We start from the raw sequence: 311 nt of genomic DNA, 5'->3' as shown, positions 1-311 counted from the left end.
CCAGCCATCGCGCATCGCGGCATGACCAATCAGAGCCATGCAGGCCAGTTGCAGCACGCCCGCCAGCAGTAACACCTGCTGACGCAGCCGCCCGGTCAGTAGCAACCCGGCAACGGCCAGCAGGCTAAACAGGATTTCCCACAGCCACACGCCACCGAAGTGCGTGCCAATCACCGCCAGCCAGATATCGACATCGGCCAGATTGGCGCTGTCGCCGCTCATCAACACATTCTGGCAGGCCAGCATCGCCAGCGCACTCAGCAGCGCCAGCCAGGCGCTCCCTTTCACCAGCGGGTTTAATCGTCGCGCCA

Annotated in this window: 1 pseudogene; it reads right to left on the bottom strand. The window is 63.7% G+C overall.

The annotated features are described in order from the left end of the window. Positions 1 to 311, bottom strand: a pseudogene (locus SB765_RS28760) (hypothetical protein); the annotation flags it as partial.

It is taken from the genome of Pseudomonas sp. SIMBA_067 (genome assembly GCF_046534675.1).
GTDB lineage: Bacteria > Pseudomonadota > Gammaproteobacteria > Pseudomonadales > Pseudomonadaceae > Aquipseudomonas > Aquipseudomonas putida.
The sequence above is the reverse complement of the archived record's forward strand: the minus strand, read 5'-3'. Positions and strand labels throughout refer to the sequence as shown.